Origin of the sequence: Mesorhizobium sp. M1C.F.Ca.ET.210.01.1.1 (assembly GCF_004791585.1) — a bacterium.
Classification (GTDB): domain Bacteria; phylum Pseudomonadota; class Alphaproteobacteria; order Rhizobiales; family Rhizobiaceae; genus Mesorhizobium.
The window spans coordinates 263,959-278,755 of record NZ_SRUU01000003.1; the positions used below are offsets into that span (position 1 = coordinate 263,959).

Here is a 14,797-nt window from a genome sequence, read left to right on the forward strand (position 1 = left end):
AAAATCAGGCCACAAAGCAATCGACAGTGGCCCGGAAGGACGCTATTGCGCTTGTTTCAGACTCGGCGCGTGCGAAAATGCGCAAAAATCGGAAGTAGGCATGCTTGGTTTATTGAGAAGCGCGGCGGGCACCTGGGTCGCGAAGGCGTTGCTGTCCCTGCTGGTGGTGAGCTTTGCCGTCTGGGGCATTTCCGGACGCCTGTCGGGGAGCTTGGCTGGCCATCATGCAGTGATCACCGCCGGCGGCACGGAGGTTTCGATCAACGAATACCGCCTTGCCTACGATCGCCAGATCAACCTGCTCTCGCAGCAGTACGGCCAGCGCATCACGCAGGAGCAGGCCAAGCTGCTCGGCATCGACAACCAGGTGCTGGCGCAGCTCGTTTCGGGCGCAGTGCTCGACGAGCAGGCCCGCAAGCTCGGGCTTGGCCTTTCCAAGGACCGGCTGGCCGAGTTGACGCGCGAGGATCCGGCCTTCAGGGGTCCCAGCGGCCAGTTCGACCGCAGGACTTTCGAATATCTGCTTCGTCAGGTGGGCATGCGGCCGGAGGACTATCTCAAGAATCGCTCGCAGGTAGCGGTGCGCCAGCAGATCGTCGAGGCGATTTCCGACGGCCTCAAGGCGCCGCAGACCTTCCTGAAGGCGGTCGCGCTCTATCGCGGCGAGGACCGCACGATCGACTATCTCGTTCTGCCGAAGACGCTTGTGCAGCCCATCGAGGCACCGTCCGACAGCGCGCTGAAAACCTATTTCGAAGCCAACAAGAAAAACTACGCCGCGCCGGAATACCGCAAGTTCTCCTATGTCCGGCTTGAACCGCAGGACATCATGGACCCGACGGCGGTCACCGACCAGCAGGTGGCCGACGACTACAACAAGAACAAGGCGCGCTACACCACGCCTGAAATGCGCACCATCGAACAGCTAGTGTTCAAGACACCGGACGCGGCCAAGGCGGCCTACGATTCACTGAAGACCGGCGCCACCTTTGACAAGATCGTCACCGCCGAGGGCAAGACCCAGGCCGACACGCTGCTCGGCACGCTGGCCAAAGACAAGATCGCCGACAAGGCGGTGGCCGACGCGGCTTTCTCGCTCAACGCCAATGAGGTAAGCCCGGTGGTCCAGGGTGCCTTCGGCCCGGTGCTGCTGCGCGTCACCGAGATCAAGCCACAAGTGGTGAAACCGCTTTCGGAAGTGTCAGACCAGATCCGCAAGGACCTGGCGCTCGGCGAGGCAAGCCGCATCCTGCTCGACGTGCATGACAGCTACGAGGACACCCGCGCCTCGGGCGCCTCGCTTGCCCAAGCGGCCGACAAGCTGAAGCTCAAGGTCGTCACCATCGACGCCATCGAGCGCACCGGCCAGCGGCCGGACGGCTCGATCGTCAACGACCTGCCGCAATCGGCCGATCTCATCAAGGCGGTCTTCGAGGCCGAGCCGAACACGGAGAATGAAGGCCTGACCACCGCCGACAACGGCTTCGTGTTCTACGAGGTCCAGTCGATCACGCCGGCGCGCGACCGCACGCTGGACGAAGCCCGCCAGAAGGTGGCGGCCGACTGGACAGCCGCCGAGACCGACAAGCGCCTCGACGCAAAGGCCGAGGGGCTGGAAAAGCGCCTCAAGGCCGGCACGGCGCTGGACGTTATCGCTGGCGAGCTGAAGCTCGAGAAGCAGACCAAGCGGGGCCTGAAGCGTGAGGCCGACGATGCCGATTTCGGCAAGGAGGGCGCGGCGGCGATGTTCGGCGTCGGCGAAGGCGGCACGGGCCTGATCCCCTCGCCCACCGGCGACGGACAAATCCTGTTCAAGGTCGCCGAAGTCTTCGAACCGGCCGGCGCGGACGGCAGCTCTTTGCCAGACGACGCGCAGAAATCCTTCAGCGCCGGCCTGTCCGACGACCTGCTCGACCAGCTGGTGGCGCAGCTGCAGTCGCAGTATGACGTTCGCATCGATCCGGCCGCCGTTTCCCAAGCACAGACACGATGAGCGCTCTCAAGACACACATAGCCAAGGTCGCCACCGGCAGCGAGCTCTCTTTCGAGGAGGCGCGCGAGGCCTTCGACATCATCATGTCGGGTGACGCGACGCCGGGTCAGATCGGCGGTTTCCTGATGGCGTTGCGCGTGCGCGGCGAGGCGGTGAGCGAGATTTCCGGCGCGGTCGCCACGATGCGCGCCAAGATGCTGCGCGTCGAAGCTCCGCGAGGCGCCATCGACATCGTCGGCACCGGCGGCGACAACTCGCACTCGGTCAACATCTCGACCGCCTCGGCCTTCGTCATCGCGGCGGCGGGGGTTCCGGTCGCCAAGCACGGCAATCGCGGCCTGTCCTCGCTGACCGGTTCCGCCGACGTGCTGATGGCGCTCGGCGTCAAGATCGACATTTCGCCGGAGACGATCGGCCGCTGCATCCACGAGGCCGGCGTCGGCTTCATGTTCGCGCCGGCGCATCATCCGGCGATGAAGCATGTCGGCCCGATCCGGGGCGAGCTCGGCACCCGCACCATCTTCAACCTGCTCGGACCGCTGTCCAACCCGGCTGGCGTCAGTCGGCAGATGGTCGGTGTCTTCCTGCCGGAATGGATCATGCCGGTGGCCGAGACGCTGAAGGCGCTTGGCGCCGATCACGCCTGGGTCGTGCATGGCGACGGTTATGACGAGATCACCACCACCGGCGAGACTCAAGTGGCCGAACTCGCCGGCGGCGAGATCCGCAGCTTCACCCTCACCCCGGAAGCGGTGAGGCTGAAGCGGCACACCAAGGAAGAGCTGCGTGGTGGCGACGCGGCCTATAACGCCAAGGCATTGCGCGATATGCTGGGCGGCGCTGCCGGCGCCTATCGCGATACCGTGCTGATGAATGCCGGCGCCGGGCTGGTTGTGGCCGGCAAGGCAACGACGCTCGCCGACGGCATCGCGGCGGCGGCACAGGCCATCGACAGCGGCCGGGCGCTCGCGGTGCTCGACAAGCTCATCGAGATTTCGAACGGTTAGAACCTTGTCCGATATCCTGCGCAAGATCGAAGCCTACAAGCGCGAAGAGATCGCCGCGGCGAAGCTCAGTATGCCGCTTCCCGAGGTCAAGGCGAAGGCGAAGGATGCGGAACCGCCGCGCGGCTTCCTTGCGGCGCTCGAGGCCAGGCGGAAGGCTGGCGGCTTCGCGCTGATCGCCGAGATCAAGAAGGCAAGTCCTTCCAAGGGTTTGATCCGCGCCGACTTCGATCCGCCGGCGCTCGCCAGAGCCTACCAGCAAGGTGGCGCGGCCTGCCTTTCGGTGCTGACCGACGCCCCGTCGTTCCAGGGCGCGCCAGGCTTTCTGACCGCCGCGCGCGCCGCCGTCAGCCTGCCCGCCCTGCGCAAGGATTTCCTCTTCGACCCGTACCAGGTCCACGAGGCACGGGCCTGGGGCGCGGACGCGATACTCATCATCATGGCAAGCGTCGACGACGCTTTGGCCAGCGAACTCGAAGCGACAGCCTTCGAGCTTGGCATGGACGCGCTGGTCGAGGTACACGACGAGAAGGAGATGGAGCGTGCGCTCACACTCTCGTCGCGGCTGATCGGCATCAACAACCGCGATTTGAGGACGTTCGAGACCAGCCTCGCCGTTTCCGAGCGGCTTGCCGCCATGGTGCCGCCCGACCGGCTGCTGGTCAGCGAGAGCGGCATCTTCACCCATCAGGACTGTCGCCGGCTGGAGAAGAGCGGGATCGGCACCTTCCTCGTCGGCGAAAGCCTGATGCGGCAGGCCGATGTGGCGGCCGCGACCGCGCTGCTGCTCACCGGCAAGGCACCTGCCGAGGCCATCTGAGATGGCCGCTCTCACCCATCTTGGCGCCAAGGGCGAAGCCAACATGGTAGATGTCGGCGACAAGGCCGAGACGACGCGCACGGCAATCGCCGAAGGTTTTGTCACCATGCAGCCGGAAACGCTGGAGATGATCCTGGCCGGCGACGCCAAGAAGGGCGACGTGCTGGGCACAGCGCGTATCGCCGGCATCATGGCGGCCAAGAAGACGCATGAGCTTGTTCCGCTCTGCCACCCGCTGCTGCTGACCAAGGTTGCGGTCGATATCGAGCCCGACCGCGCGCTCCCCGGCCTGAGGGTGACCGCGCTTGCCCGCGTCACCGGTAAGACGGGGGTGGAGATGGAGGCACTGACCGCGGCGTCGGTCGCCTGCCTCACCATCTACGATATGGCCAAGGCGGCGGACCGCGCCATGGTGATTTCCGGCATCAGGCTGGTCGAGAAGACCGGCGGCAAGTCGGGCGACTACAAGGCAGGTCCTTAAGATGGCGTTGGTTCCGGTCGCCGAGGCGCTGGAGCGCTTGCTGGACGGCGCGGCTGCGCTGCCTGGCGAAAGCGTTCCGTTGGCTGACGCCGCCGGCCGGGTGCTGGCCGAACCGGTGGTGGCGCTACGCACCCAGCCGCCCTTCAACGCTTCGGCCATGGACGGCTATGCCGCGCACTCCGCGGACGTCGCATCTGTGCCGGCCCGGCTCTCAGTGATCGGCATGGCGCCGGCCGGGCGCGGCTTCACCGGGATCGTCGGCAAGGGCGAGGCCGTGCGCATCTTCACCGGCGCGCCTGTTCCCGAAGGCGCCGACACGGTCGTCATCCAGGAGAATGTCCGCGACCTCGGCGGCGGCCAGGTCGAGATGATCGAGCCGACGTCCGCGGGACGCAACATCCGCCGGGCCGGTCTCGACTTCCTGCAAGGCGACGTTCTGCTGGAAAAAGGCCGGCTGCTCGATCCGGCAGCGCTTTCGCTGGCGGCGTCGGCCAACCATCCGAGCCTCACTGTAGTGCGGCGACCGCTGGTCGCCATCATCGCCACGGGCGACGAGTTGCTGCCGCCCGGCGGCGCGCTGGGCCCCGACCAGATCATCTCGTCCAACGCCTATGGCGTCGCCGCCGCGGCGCAGTCGGTTGGAGCGCGCGCGCTCGACCTCGGCATCGCCGCCGACCGCCAGGACGCCATCGCCGCCCTGGTTGGAAAAGCCGTCGAGGCTGGCGCCGATGTCATCGTCACCCTCGGCGGCGCCTCGGTCGGCGACCACGACCTGATCCACGACGTGCTGACCGGCGAAGGCATGCGGCTCGATTTCTGGAAAATTGCCATGCGCCCCGGCAAACCGCTGATGTTTGGCCGGCTTGGCAATATCCGCTGCATCGGCCTGCCCGGCAATCCGGTGGCAAGCCTCGTCTGCTCGCAATTGTTCCTGAAACCGCTTTTGGCGCGGCTGGGCGGGCGCGATTACCGGCACGACATCCGCACCGCGCAGTTGGCTGCCGCGATGCACGCCAACGATCTCAGGCAGGACTACGTACGGGCCGCGGTGCGCGAGGTTGCCGGACAGCTCATCGCCACACCGTTCAGCATCCAGGATTCCTCGATGCTGAGGATGCTCGCCGACGCCAACGGCCTGATTGTGCGCGAGCCCTTCGCCCCCGCGGTCGAAGCCGGCGACGCATGCAGCGTTCTGATGTTACGCTGAACAAAACGTCAACGCATTCACTAAACTTTAAACGGTTGCGGAACACAACTGGAACAGATAGTGTTTGTTCTGGGTTTGTTTTCTGATTCTGATTTTGGAACCCGTTGGGGGCTACCATGCTGACGCGCAAGCAACATGAACTTCTGATGTTCATCCACGAACGGCTCAAGGAAAGCGGAATCCCGCCGTCTTTCGACGAGATGAAGGAAGCGCTCGACCTTGCCTCGAAGTCGGGCATCCACCGGCTGATCACGGCGCTCGAGGAACGCGGCTTCATTCGCCGGCTGCCGAACCGGGCGCGCGCGCTGGAGGTGCTGCGCCTGCCCGACTCGATCGCGCCTGGCCTCAATGCGGCGAGGAAATTCTCGCCCAGCGTCATCCAGGGCGGCCAAGGCAATCTCGGCCGCCAGATCAAGCCTGCGGCGCTCTCCCGCACGCCCACGCCCAGCAATGACGATGACGTCGTTTCGGCTGTGTCCATTCCGGTGATGGGTCGTATCGCCGCCGGCGTGCCGATCGACGCCATCCAGCACCAGACGCATTCGATCACAGTGCCGCCGGATATGATCGCGGGCGGCGAGCATTACGCGCTGGAGGTCAAGGGCGATTCGATGATCGAGGCCGGCATCTTCGATGGCGACACGGTCATCATCCGCAACGCCAACACCGCAAGCCCTGGCGAGATCGTCGTGGCGCTGGTCGACGACGAGGAAGCGACGCTGAAGCGCTTCCGTCGCAAAGGCGCCTCGATCGCGCTCGAGGCCGCCAATCCGGCCTATGAGACCCGCATCTTCGGTCCGGACAGGGTCAAGGTTCAGGGCAAGCTGGTTGGGCTGATCCGGCGTTACTGAGCTGGAGGCGGCTTAGTGTCCGCCTTCTCAGGCCTCTCGTAAGGGGCCAGTCCCCTCGCCTCACGCGAATATCTTCGTTGCTCATGCCAGGGGCGGTAGGGTTTTTCGACGGCATAGCGAATGACGGGCCGCGCTGTCGCTGACTGCGGGTCGAAGAAGACGGCAGCGCTGCCGTCGCGAGCAAGCTGGCGCTTGGTGACGACAAGAACGCTCGGATCGCGGCAAGGATTGTAGGCCGTGGCGTCGTCGATGACGATGAGGTCGGCAAAGCCGCAGGCCGGCCTGGCGCTGTTGCGATTTTCCGCCAACGCGACGATCGCGCCGGACGGATGCCGGCCGATGCAGAGATCGCCCGTGCAGTAAAAGGGCGATCCCGGCGGCAGGTCGACGGGGTCGGCGATGCCCAGCGCGCCTTCGGCGAATGTCTCCGGCGGCACGATCGTCTCGGCCCTGAGCGCGCGTTTCCAGTTATCGGTGGTGAACTCGTTGGAGCTGGCACGGTTGATCGCGAGCTCCCCGCCGCCGATCGGCATCGCCACCAGATGCGCGTCCTCGGAGATCAGCAGATCAGGCGTGCGCACTTGCGGAATGGCCAGCAAGGCAGCAACTGCGAAAGGAATTGCAGCCAGCCTGAGCCAGGTGGTGGCCATGGTGGCGATGACGAGCGCGATTGTCGCCAGCAGCACCGACTGGATCGAGATCAATCCCACGGCGTCGACCGGTGACCACTCTGAAATCCACGCCGAGATCGCGATCATGGCCGTCAGGCCTTTGCCCATCAAATAGAGGAAAGGCCAATCGAAGCCGAACGGCATCATGACCGCGCTGGCGACGGCGAGGAACATCACGACGGTGACGATCGGCATGATCGCCAGATTGGCCAGCAGGCTGAGCGGTGAGACGCGCTGGAAATGCCAGATGGCAAACAGCGCCGTGGCGGTTCCGGCAATGATCGACGTCATCGCGGCGCCGCCTGCTCCGACCGCCAACTTATGCGACATGAACCGCAGGAACGAACGCTTTGCCGGCGGCGCTCTCATTTTGCCGGCGCGGTAGTCGGCCCAGCCGGCATAGGCGCCGACGAGAGCGGCGGTCGCCGCGAACGACATCTGAAAGCTCGGGCCAACCACTTCATGCGGCGATACCAGGATGACGGCGATGGCCGAGATCGCCAGGTTGCGCATCGTCAGCGCCGCCCGGTCGAACAGCACGGCGACCAGCATCACCGCCAGCATGATGAAGCTTCGTTCGGCGGCGACCACGACGCCGGAGATCACGAGGTAGCCGGCAATCGATATCAGTGCGATGCCAGCGACATATTTCTTCACCGGACGGCGTGAGGAGAAATCCGGAAACAGCGCGAAGGCGCCACGCAGCAGAAGCATAACCGTGCCGGCGACCAGCGCCATGTGCAGGCCCGAGATCGAGATGATGTGGTAGATGCCCGTCCGCCGCATCGCTTCGTTGATGTCCTCGGGGATGCCGGCGCGAATGCCGACGATCAGCGCCGCGGCAATTTCGCCTTCGGGTCCGCCAACGGTGCTTCTGATGTGATCGGCGATGTTTTCGCGCGCGTTCTCGATCGTCGAAGCGATGCTCGTCCCTGCCGGCGGATCGGTTGTCGGGATGACCTGCGGATCGCCGAGGAAGAAGCCGCTGCCGCCGATGCCGGAAAAATAGCTGTCGAAGGAAAAGTCGTAACTTTCGGGGCGGACCGGTCCGGTCGGCGGCAAAAGCCGTGCATAACCCGTCACCAGCGACCCTGCCTTCATTTCGGGTGGGATCCTGCGCGCCGAAAGCCTGACGCGATCCGGCGCGTAGCGCAGCTGCGGATGCGCGGTCGAGATGAGGTCGATGGTCAGCCGCACACGGCCATTGGCCATTTCCTCGGCGATGACGACGCGCCCCGTCAGCCGCGTCTGGATCTCGGAGCCAAGCATCGGCGTTGCGGCCCGCCAGGTCTCGACCTTCGCGGCGACGAAGCCCAAAGCGCAAAACAGCGCCGCCATGCAGACGAGATGCGTCTTCGGCCAGGAGCGGGAAACCGCCGCGCATACGGCCATCAATGCTGCCGCTGCCAACGGCCTGTAGAGATCCGGCTCGGCGCCCAGGGAAAAATAGAGGATGACCCCGGCGGCCAGGAACACCGGCACCAGCAGGAAGGCGATGCCTCGGTCGAGCTCGGTGGTTGCGGCTTCGGCGACGCTCCGGCGAAGCGCGGGAAACGAGGCACGGCGGAATTGCCTGCGGATCCGCTCGACGGCTGCCGGCGGAGAAGGCTGGCGGGCGGCACCGCCGTCCGGCGGCAAAATCTCGGTAGCCGGACGCGGCGCCGGAAGCGAAACCGGCGTCGCTTCGTCAGGCACAGTGGCGGCAAACAGCAGGCGCTCGCTGACGCCAGCCGTCACCCCCTCGCCCTCCTCCGCGCCCCGGCCACGTCCAGCCATCGGGTCTGCCCCTTGCGCCCCAGACCTCCTATGCTACATGAACGCCGACCGCGCGAAAGTCCGCGCATTCACGTCTGCTTCAGTGCCAGCCTGAGAGTTCCATGTCCGACAAGGTCGTCACCCGTTTTGCCCCCTCGCCCACCGGCTACCTGCACATCGGTGGCGCGCGCACGGCGCTGTTCAACTGGCTCTATGCCAGGCATACGGGCGGCACGATGCTGCTGCGCATCGAGGACACCGATCGCGAGCGCTCCACCGAAGCGGCGACGGCCGCTATTCTCGACGGACTGACCTGGCTCGGCCTCTCATGGGACGGCGAGGCCGTCTCGCAATTCGAGCGCGCGCCGCGCCACCGCGAGGTGGCCGAGGAGCTCGTGCGCCTGGGCAAGGCCTATTACAGCTACGAGACGCCAGCCGAGCTCGAGGCGATGCGCGAGACAGCGCGGGCCAAGGGTCTGCCGCCGCGCTACAACGGCCAGTGGCGCGACCGCGATCCGTCAGAGGCGCCTCCCGGCGTCAAGGGCGCGATCCGCATCAAGGCGCCGATCGAGGGCGAGACCATCGTGCACGACCGCGTGCAGGGCGAGGTGCGCTTTCCGAACAAGGATCTCGACGACTTCATCATCCTGCGTTCGGACGGCAACCCGACCTACATGCATGCCGTGGTCGTCGACGACCATGACATGGGCGTGACCCACATCATCCGTGGCGACGACCATCTCACCAACGCCGCGCGCCAGACCGTGATCTACAACGCCATGGGCTGGGCCGTGCCGTCGATGTCGCACATCCCGCTGATTCACGGCGCCGACGGCGCCAAGCTGTCGAAGCGCCACGGCGCGCTCGGCGTCGAGGCCTATCGCGCGATGGGCTATCTGCCAGAGGCCCTGCTCAACTATCTGGCCAGGCTCGGCTGGAGCCATGGCGACGACGAGGTGATGTCGATCAACGATATGATCTCCTGGTTCGACATCGGCGACGTCAACAAGGGCGCCGCGCGCTTCGACTTCGCCAAGCTCGAGGCGCTGAACGGCGTGCACATGCGCCAGATGGACGACAACGCCCTCCTCGACGTCTTCGTCGCCACCTTGCGCTATCTCGAAGGTGGCCCGGCGCTCGCGGCAAAGCTCGACGACAGGCGCAAGGCGCAGCTGCTGGCCGCCATGCCCGGCCTCAAGGAGCGCGCAAAGACGCTGGTCGAGCTCGTGGACGGAGCCGCCTTCCTGTTCGCCGAACGCCCCCTGCAGCTCGATGAGAAGGCCGCGGGGTTGCTCGGTGGTGAGGCGCGCGCAATTCTGCGCGGGGCCAATGCCGCGCTCGCGGCGGTCGCCGGCGAATGGACCGCGGCGTCGGCGGAGGCTGCGATCCGCGACTTTGCGCAGGCAGGCGGCCACAAGCTCGGCGCCGTGGCCCAACCGCTGAGAGCCGCGCTTACCGGCCGGAGCACCTCGCCCGGCGTGTTCGATGTGCTTGCCGTGTTGGGACGCGACGAAAGTCTAGCGCGGATCGGAGACCAAATCGATTAGGAGCGAACTGGCCCAAGAAGATTGGCATTGAAAGGTGTGTTTCGCAGTGCAACATTAGGCCTTGGCCCAATCTGGCACGCACCTCCTAAAATGCGGTGGTAAGTTCGCGCATTCCGGTGATTTCGACGTGTCGTTTGCAGGAATTGCCTTGCCGGCATGAGGAAACATAAAGGAGTTTGCAATGAGCGAAGCTGCGACAAAACTGGAACCGGGCGGCAAGGCGCATGGGTCGACCGCCAGGCTCGAACTCGCCGGCAAGACCCATGAATTCAAGGTGCGAAGCGGCTCGACCGGGCCCGACGTCATCGACATCGGCGCGCTCTACAGCACAACCGGGGCTTTCACCTACGATCCCGGCTTCACGTCGACGGCGAGCTGCGAGTCGGCGATCACCTTCATTGACGGCGATGCCGGCATCCTGTTGCATCGCGGCTATCCGATCGACCAGCTTGCCGAACATGGCGACTTCCTCGAGGTCTGCTACCTCCTGCTCTACGGCGAATTGCCGACCAAGGCGCAGAAGGACGACTTCGACTACCGCGTGACGCGCCACACCATGGTGCATGAGCAGATGTCGCGCTTCTTCACCGGCTTCCGCCGCGACGCGCACCCGATGGCGGTGATGTGCGGGGTGGTCGGCGCGCTGTCGGCCTTCTATCACGACTCGACCGACATCTCGGATCCCTACCAGCGCATGGTCGCCTCGATGCGGCTGATCGCCAAGATGCCGACCATCGCGGCGATGGCCTACAAATACCACATCGGCCAGCCCTTCATTTATCCGAAGAACGAGCTGAACTTCGCGGCGAACTTCCTGCATATGTGCTTTGCGGTGCCCTGCGAGGAATACAAGATCAACCCGGTGCTGGCCCGCGCCATGGAGCGCATCTTCATCCTGCACGCCGACCACGAGCAGAACGCGTCGACATCGACCGTTCGGCTTGCCGGCTCCTCGGGCGCCAATCCGTTTGCCTGCATTGCCGCCGGCATCGCCTGCCTGTGGGGTCCGGCGCATGGCGGCGCCAACGAGGCGGCCCTCAACATGCTGGGCGAGATCGGCCATGTCGACCACATCCCGGAATTCATCGCCCGCGCCAAGGACAAGAACGACCCGTTCCGGCTGATGGGTTTTGGCCATCGCGTCTACAAGAACTATGACCCGCGCGCCAAGATCATGCAGAAGACCGCGCATGAGGTGCTGGGCGAGCTAGGCATCAAGGACGATCCGCTGCTCGACATTGCGATGGAGCTGGAGAAGATCGCTCTGACCGACGAATATTTCATCGAGAAGAAGCTTTATCCGAACGTCGATTTCTACTCCGGCATCACGCTGAAGGCGTTGGGCTTCCCCACCACAATGTTCACCGTGCTGTTTGCGGTTGCCCGCACCGTCGGCTGGATCGCGCAATGGAAGGAAATGATCGAGGATCCGCACCAGAAGATCGGCCGCCCGCGCCAGCTCTACACAGGCGCCACGGAACGGGACTACGTGCCGATCGCGAAGCGGTAGGGATCGGAAATAGGCAGTGGGGCAGTAGGGAATAAGGCGCCTACTGCCTACTACTGCCTACTGCCTTCTTGATGCACCCCAGAACCACTCCGGCGGCGATTTCGCCGGAGGGTCTCTCGGTTGCCATGCGCCTCGCGATCTCGGCGAAGCCCGATATCTGCCAGGCGCGCAGGCCGGTATCGGCAAACAGGGCTTCCAACTGGCGCGCCAGGTTCTCCGGCCTGACATACTGGTCGTAGAACTCCGGCACCAGCGCGCGATCGGCGATCAGGTTGGGCAGCAGCGCCGACCACGTCGTCACGAGATGCTGCGCCAACTGTCTGGCGATCGGGTCAAGCATATAGCTGGAAACCATCGGAACACGGGAAAGAGCCAGCTCGAGCGAAACTGTTCCCGACGCGATCAAAGCCGCGTCGGCCTTGCCGAAAGCCTGCCATTTGCGCTCCGGATCGGTGATGATCTCGGGTTTCTCGTCCCACGTCGCGACCGACATCCTGACCAGGTCGGCGACATGCGGTACCGTCGGCAATAGCAGGCGCAACCGGTGGCCACGCTGACGCAAGACCGACACCGTCTTGCCGAACGGTTCGATCAGCCTGCGCACCTCGCCGCGGCGCGAGCCGGGCAGCACAAGTAACGTCTTGACGCGGTCCTCCGACAGGTCGCGAGGCAAGCTCTGCGCCTTGGCCGCGCCAAGCACGCCCGGATCCTGCGTCAGCCGGTGGCCGACGTAAGTGCCGGGCGGCCCGCCGAGGCGAGCGAGCGCCTTCACCTCGAAAGGCAGAATGCAAAGGATATGATCGACATAGGGCTTCATCGCCACCGCCCTGCCCGGACGCCATGCCCAAACGCTCGGGCAGACATAGTGGACGATCGGGATGGCGGGCGCGCCAGCGCGGACTTTTTTGGCGACACGCAACGAAAAGTCCGGGCTGTCGATGGTGATCAGGCAATCCGGCCGCTCGGCCGCGACCGTGGCGGCCGTCTGGCTGATCCGCCGCATCAGCCGCGGCAGGTCGCGCAAGACGGCGCTGAAGCCCATCAGCGCGATCTCACTGCCGTCGAAGAGCGGTGTCAGCCCCAATTCCTGCAGATGCCGGCCGCCAATGCCGACAAGCTGGATCTTGCGACCGGTGGCGTTCTCGAGCGCACGCACGATGTCGGCGCCGAGCAGATCGCCCGACTCCTCGCCGGCGACGATGGCGATCTTGAGCGGCTTCTCACCGGTCATCAGTCGGTTCCATCGCGCGGAATCCGACGATGAACAAGCCAAGCGCATTGGCTCGTGATAGTGTCGTCGGGCCTTCGAGAATGAGCGAGCGGCCGGCCTCGACGGCTATCCCGGCCAGGCCGGCGGCATGCGCGGCCTCGATCGTCTCGGGACCGATGGACGGCAAATCCGCGCGCAACTCCTGACCGGGCTTGGCGCATTTGACCAGCACGCCGCGCGTCTTGCCCGCGAGCCTGCCGTGTCCGCGCAGTTCGCGCGTTCTTTCGAGCAGGCCCTTGGTGCCTTCGACGCCTTCCAGCGCGATGGCCCGCCCCGCGATCGCAATCGCCGCCTGGCCTATGTCGAGCGCGCCGATGGCCTTGGCAGCCGCACGGCCCGCCTCGATATCACGCCAGTCGGACTTGCTTGGCCCGGTCGCCGTCAACGTGCCTTCACCGGCCGTCAGTTCGGGGACGACCTCATGCGCGCCGACCACCTTGATGCCCCGCTTTTCGAGCCCCCGCGTCAACACCTTCAAAAGTCCGTCATCGCCACGGGCCAATGCAGCGATCACCGACGGTACGATCGCCAACAGCCCGAGACTGGGACGCATGTTGCTCAGCCTTGGCCTGCGCTTGATTTCGCCGGCAAGGACCAGATGGGTTACGCCGTGGCGTTTCAGCGTGGACACCAGGGAGCCGATCTGCTCGAGCGCCATGGTGACGTGCTCGTACCGGCCAAGCTGTTGCTCGCGGTCAGCCTCCCCCTCCATCAACAGAATGAAGGGCGGATAGCCGTGCGCGGCCAGACCATCGGCCACCTCCACCGGCAGGCTGCCGCCACCGGCGATAATCCCGACCCTGGAGCCCGGCGCAAGTTCAAGCGCTGATCCGGTGGGATCAGCCCTCGTCATCGCCATCGTCATCGCCACCACCGCCCTTGAGCGACGGGACGGCATAGTGCCGCTTGCCGCGACTGGTGATGAAATCGATGATCTTCATGGCCGTTGGCGACGAGGCGAATTCCACCTTGGCGATTTCGACATTCTCGGCAACGGTCCGGGACCGGTCGAAAATCATCCTGTAGGCCCTGCGCAGCAGGTAGATCTCAGAGCGCTGCAGGCCGGAGCGCTTCAGGCCGATGATGTTCAAGCCGCGCAGGCTGGCGCGATTGCCGACGGCAATCGCATAGGGAATGACATCACCGACAAAAGCCGAGCACCCGCCGAGAAAGGCGTTGTCGCCGACACGCACGAATTGATGAACGGCGCTGAGGCCGCCGATATAGACGTTGTCGCCGATCTCGCAGTGACCGCCAAGCGTCGCGCCGTTCGCGAAGGTGGCATTCTTGCCGACAACGCAATCATGGGCGATGTGAGCATAGGCAAGGAAATTGCCGTTGTCGCCGACAGTCGTCTCGCCGCGGCTGGTATCGGTGCCGACATGCATTGTGACGCCTTCGCGGATCGTGCAGTTCTCGCCGATGACCAGCGTCGTGCGGCCGCCCTTGTGCTTTGTGTTCTGCGGCGGGCCACCCAGGATCGCCATCGGATAGACCTTGGTCGCGGCGCCGATGGTGGTCGCGCCCATCACCGCGACGTGGCTGACCAGTTCGACACGGTCACCGATAACCGCGTCGGCGCTGACATGGCAGAACGGCCCGATGCGGACGCCCTCGCCGATCTGGGCGCCGTCTTCGACGACCGCGGAAGGATGGATTGATGTCTGGATTTTCATAAGCATTTCGAA

At 65.1% G+C, this 14,797-nt stretch carries 12 protein-coding genes; 8 read left to right on the forward strand and 4 right to left on the reverse strand.

The genetic code is table 11. From position 1 onward, the window contains the following. The first annotated feature begins 100 nt into the window (after positions 1–100). From EN853_RS05280 to lexA, 6 genes are all read left to right on the forward strand, one after another. Positions 101–1,993: a peptidyl-prolyl cis-trans isomerase gene (locus tag EN853_RS05280; RefSeq protein WP_127858068.1), complete on the forward strand. Its 1,893-nt coding sequence runs from the start codon at positions 101–103 to the stop codon at positions 1,991–1,993. Continuing rightward, positions 1,990–3,000: an anthranilate phosphoribosyltransferase gene (gene trpD, locus EN853_RS05285; RefSeq protein WP_127858067.1), complete on the forward strand. Its 1,011-nt coding sequence runs from the start codon at positions 1,990–1,992 to the stop codon at positions 2,998–3,000. The genes EN853_RS05280 and trpD overlap by 4 nt, the downstream gene beginning before the upstream one ends. 4 nt (positions 3,001–3,004) lie before the next feature. Continuing rightward, positions 3,005–3,817 (forward strand): indole-3-glycerol phosphate synthase TrpC, encoded by an 813-nt coding sequence (trpC, locus tag EN853_RS05290; protein WP_127858066.1) that lies wholly within the window; start codon positions 3,005–3,007, stop codon positions 3,815–3,817. A 1-nt stretch (position 3,818) separates the two neighbouring features. Then, positions 3,819–4,298 (forward strand): cyclic pyranopterin monophosphate synthase MoaC, encoded by a 480-nt coding sequence (moaC, locus tag EN853_RS05295; protein WP_127858065.1) that lies wholly within the window; start codon positions 3,819–3,821, stop codon positions 4,296–4,298. A 1-nt stretch (position 4,299) separates the two neighbouring features. Beyond that, on the forward strand, positions 4,300–5,505 hold the full coding sequence (gene glp / locus EN853_RS05300; RefSeq protein WP_127858064.1) for a gephyrin-like molybdotransferase Glp: 1,206 nt from the start codon (positions 4,300–4,302) through the stop codon (positions 5,503–5,505). Between the two features lie 116 nt (positions 5,506–5,621). Continuing rightward, the gene (gene lexA, locus EN853_RS05305) at positions 5,622–6,356 is read left to right on the forward strand and encodes a transcriptional repressor LexA (protein WP_127858063.1); all 735 of its coding nucleotides are present in this window, start codon (positions 5,622–5,624) and stop codon (positions 6,354–6,356) included. Here lexA and EN853_RS05310 read toward each other — a convergent pair. Then, positions 6,350–8,803, reverse strand: a complete 2,454-nt coding sequence (locus EN853_RS05310; RefSeq protein WP_127858062.1) for a ComEC/Rec2 family competence protein — start codon at positions 8,801–8,803, stop codon at positions 6,350–6,352. The two genes, lexA and EN853_RS05310, sit on opposite strands and share 7 nt — an antisense overlap. 101 nt (positions 8,804–8,904) lie before the next feature. Between EN853_RS05310 and gltX the strand changes: the two genes are divergently transcribed. Together gltX and gltA are read left to right on the forward strand one after the other, a co-directional pair. Further along, positions 8,905–10,329, forward strand: coding sequence for a glutamate--tRNA ligase (gene gltX / locus EN853_RS05315; RefSeq protein WP_127858061.1), 1,425 nt, complete (start codon positions 8,905–8,907; stop codon positions 10,327–10,329). Between the two features lie 181 nt (positions 10,330–10,510). Then, positions 10,511–11,839, forward strand: coding sequence for a citrate synthase (gene gltA, locus EN853_RS05320; protein WP_127858060.1), 1,329 nt, complete (start codon positions 10,511–10,513; stop codon positions 11,837–11,839). Between the two features lie 40 nt (positions 11,840–11,879). On the opposite strand, the gene lpxB is transcribed toward gltA, so the two are convergent. Genes lpxB through lpxA form a run of 3 tightly spaced genes read right to left on the reverse strand, consistent with a single transcriptional unit; the run spans position 11,880 to position 14,785 of the window. Continuing rightward, positions 11,880–13,070, reverse strand: coding sequence for a lipid-A-disaccharide synthase (gene lpxB, locus EN853_RS05325; RefSeq protein ID WP_127858059.1), 1,191 nt, complete (start codon positions 13,068–13,070; stop codon positions 11,880–11,882). Then, on the reverse strand, positions 13,060–13,968 hold the full coding sequence (gene lpxI, locus EN853_RS05330; protein WP_245516832.1) for a UDP-2,3-diacylglucosamine diphosphatase LpxI: 909 nt from the start codon (positions 13,966–13,968) through the stop codon (positions 13,060–13,062). The genes lpxB and lpxI overlap by 11 nt, the downstream gene beginning before the upstream one ends. Next, entirely contained in the window at positions 13,949–14,785 is an 837-nt protein-coding gene (gene lpxA, locus EN853_RS05335) for an acyl-ACP--UDP-N-acetylglucosamine O-acyltransferase (RefSeq protein WP_127858058.1), read from the reverse strand. Before lpxA ends, lpxI begins: the two co-directional genes overlap by 20 nt. Positions 14,786–14,797: the final 12 nt, after the last annotated feature.